Here is a 3,104-nt window from a genome sequence, read left to right as displayed (position 1 = left end):
CAAAAAGCTGCGCGCAGGGGCCTGAACCGGTCGCGGTGCACAAGGCTTTGGCGCGGCCCGGAGCCTTCAGCGCACACTCGCCAGCGCGCCCGCCGCAGCGGCAAGCTGCTCGGCAAACAGCGTGCGGATCAGGTCCTTGTAGATGAGCGCCTGCGCGCAGCGGTCGGACTCCTCCACCAGGCGGCCCTGTGCGTCGGGAAAGCAGCGCGCGTAGTAGTGCGCGCCGGACAGGATCTCGGGCGCGAACACGAGCACGTCGCCGGGCCCCGCATGCTGCAGGAAACCGCGGATCGCGCGGCCCCACAGGTCGCGAAAATGCGCCAGAAAATCGACCACCCCGTGGGCCTGCGGGGGCCTTTGGGTCCATTCGCGGCTTATCGGCACCTGCATGCAGCCGGGGCTCGCGATGCGCCCGTGCAAGAAGCCGGTGCGGGCAAACAGGGGTTCCATGAAGGCCATCTTCTGCGCCCAGTCGCCGTAGGGCATTTCCTGGCCGCAGTAATAGTGGCTGAAGTCGCCGTTCAAGCGCAGTTCGGGAAAGCGCCGCAGCAGCTGCACCGTGCGCCACAGGTCCTGCGTGATCGTCGCGCGGTGGGTTTCCAGAAATACCGCAAAGCGCTGCCGGTCTGCCGCCGCGAGCAGCGCCTCTGCCAGACGGCAGGCGGCGGCATCGTCCTCCAGGCCGGTGCCGGCGTGCAGCGTGAGGCAGTTGTCCCCGCGCGCGACGTGGCGCGCCACGATGGCGTCAACTTCCCCGGGCTTGTCGATGCGGTTTGCGCCGCAGTACGGCAGACAGGTCGGCCCCTGCGGCGCGGATCGGTCGGTGCGCTGCACGCCTTCGAAGCCGTCGCGGGCCAGCAGCGCGTCGCGTTCTGCGGGGTCGGTCGGAAAGGCGCGCGCAGCGCCATGGCCGTCCTGCAAGTCGAGCAAGCTGTCCAAGTTGAGGTAGACGCGCAATCGGGGCGCGTCGGTGCTGCCGTCGTTGAGGAATCTGCTCATGTCCGGCTTGCGTCAGAACGCATCGTAGGCAATCTGTTGTTCGGGAACGCCCAGTGCAGCGAGCATGTCGGTGCAGGCCTGCACCATCGCGGGCGGGCCGCACAGATAGTATTCGCAGGCGCGCGCGTCGGGGTGCGTGCGCAGGTAGCGCTCCAGAACCATTGCGTGGACCGGGCCGGTGAAGCCGCTCCATGCGTCTTGCGCGCGCGGCTCGGACAGCGCCAGGTGAAAGCTGAAGTTGCCGTGCGTCTGCGCGAGGCGGGTGAAGAGGTCGTCATAAAACACGTCCTGCCGCGCGCGCGCGCCGTACCAGAGGCTGAGCTTGCGCGCGGTGTTTTCCGTCTCGAGCAAATGCGAAAGATGCGCGCGCAGCGGGGCCATTCCGGCCCCCCGCCGACGTAGACCATCTCGCGCCCGGTCGGCTTGATGTGGAAGTCGCCATACGGGCCGATGGCCGTGACCCGGTCTCCGGGTCGGAGCGCGAACACGTAGCTCGACCCCACGCCCACCGGCACTCCTGGCCCGCGGGCGGCGTGGCCAGGCGCACGTTCAGGCGCAGACTGCGTTCCTGCGCCGGGTTGCTCGCCAGCGAGTAGTTGTTGCGCCGGGCGTCCTGGTTGCGCGCCACCCGTTCAAACAGCCCCTGCTCGCGCCAGATCTGCGCGTAGGGCTCGGGGATGCGCAGATCGCGCAGCGCAATCTCGCCGTAGGCGGGGATCTCGAGTTGCAGGTAGTCGCCGGGCGTGAAGGCGAGGGCCTGCGCGGCGTCCTCGGGGTCGAGCACCAGTTCCTTGATGAAGGTGGCGACGTGGCGGCAGCTGCGCACGCGCAGGGCGCAGCCTGCTGGCACGCGCGCACCGGCGCCGCCAGCCTGCAGCACGTTGAGGTACAGGCGCCCGGCGCGCTCTTGCAGGGGGTAGACGGCCAGGCCCCGGCACACGGGAGCGCGCGCGGGCGAGCCGTCGGCCAGGTTGAAGCGGCCGTTGTGCTTCGGGCATTCGATGGTGCAGCCCTTGACCAGTCCGTCGGCCAGGTGGTTGTTGCCGTGGCTGCAAATGCCGTCGAGCGCGTGCAGCGCGCCGGTCTCGCTGCGCACCAGGGCGTAGGTTTTTCTGCCGTGGTCGAAGCGCATCACGTCGCAGCGGTCCAATCCGGACGCAGCGCCCACCTCCACCCAGCCCTGCGCGTCGGCGGCGCGGGGACTGCGCTCAGCGGGCTCCTCTGGCCGGGCAGCCGGCCTGGGGGTCGGCAATGGACGCCGGACATGGTAGCCAGGCTCTCTGACCTGGCGCAGCACGGTGGGCAGCAGCTCGCGCCAGGCCTGCGCGATGGAGCGGTAGGGCGGCGGACAGTCGTCCTTGATGAGCGCGTGCAAACGCGGCAGCGCGTGGTACGGGACCAGGGGAAACTGGTGGTGCTCCACGTGGTAGTTCATGTTCCAGTAAATGAAGCGGCTCACGGGGTTCATGTAGACCGTGCGGCAGTTCAGGCGGTGGTCCAGCACGTTCTCTGCCAAGCCCGCGTGCTGCGTGGTGTTGTGCACGATCATCAGCCAGTTGCCAAACAGGTGCGGCAGGATGATGAGGAACACCGGGCCCCAGCTTTGCAGCAGCAGCGCGGCCAGCAAGGTGGCGGCGTGCAGGGCCAGCACGATGCGCGCGTTGCGCGCTACCTTGGGGAATTCGCTCGCCGGAACAAAGCTCCGCTCGGCGTCCGTGATCTGCCCGCGCGCGTGGCGCAGCAGGCTGGGAAAGTAGCTGCGGTAGGTGCCGATGTTGAACAGGCTCAGGAAATGCGCGCGCATGTCGGGCGGGCGCGGCACCTGGATTTCCGGGTCGCGCCCGACGATCAGCGTGTCGCTGTGGTGGCGGTTGTGGCTCCAGCGCCAGATGACCGACTCGCGCATGACCATGAAGGAGGCGATCTCGTACAGCACGCCGTTCATCCAGTCGGTCCTGAACGGGGTTCCGTGGCTGGTTTCGTGCCAGCGCGAATCCGACGCCGTGGCGTACAGCACGGCGTACACCATGTAGGGCGGCAGCGCCCACCAGGAACCCCAGAGCGCCAGGCTGGCCCAGCCGCTCAGGCCGAGCAGCGCGAACCAC

3 protein-coding genes are annotated in these 3,104 nt (G+C 68.8%); all 3 read right to left on the bottom strand.

Going from position 1 to position 3,104, the window contains the following annotated elements; all coding sequences use genetic code 11:
• Window positions 1-66 precede the first annotated feature (66 nt).
• Window positions 67-999 carry a hypothetical protein gene (locus tag VTU_RS0121050; protein ID WP_010108369.1) on the bottom strand — a complete coding sequence of 311 codons (933 nt, stop codon included), beginning with the start codon at window positions 997-999 and terminating at the stop codon, window positions 67-69.
• Between the two features lie 12 nt (window positions 1,000-1,011).
• On the bottom strand, window positions 1,012-1,380 hold the full coding sequence (locus VTU_RS34020) for a ferredoxin reductase domain-containing protein (RefSeq protein WP_236610822.1): 369 nt from the start codon (window positions 1,378-1,380) through the stop codon (window positions 1,012-1,014).
• Window positions 1,274-3,104 (bottom strand): fatty acid desaturase (locus VTU_RS35155; protein ID WP_010108365.1); only part of this gene is annotated, 1,831 nt, incomplete at its 5' end. The genes VTU_RS35155 and VTU_RS34020, both read right to left, overlap by 107 nt.

This window comes from Verminephrobacter aporrectodeae subsp. tuberculatae At4 (assembly GCF_000193225.1).
GTDB classification, from domain to species: Bacteria; Pseudomonadota; Gammaproteobacteria; order Burkholderiales; family Burkholderiaceae_C; genus Acidovorax; species Acidovorax aporrectodeae.
Note: the sequence above shows the minus strand (reverse complement) of the source record. Positions and strands in the feature narration are given on the sequence as shown.

What these genes read in the sequence shown, in the direction of transcription:
- VTU_RS0121050 (WP_010108369.1), bottom strand. Translation starts at nt 999, where the DNA reads ATGAGCAGATTCCTCAACGACGGCAGCACCGACGCGCCCCGATTGCGC.
- VTU_RS34020 (WP_236610822.1), bottom strand. Translation starts at nt 1,380, where the DNA reads ATGGCCCCGCTGCGCGCGCATCTTTCGCATTTGCTCGAGACGGAAAAC.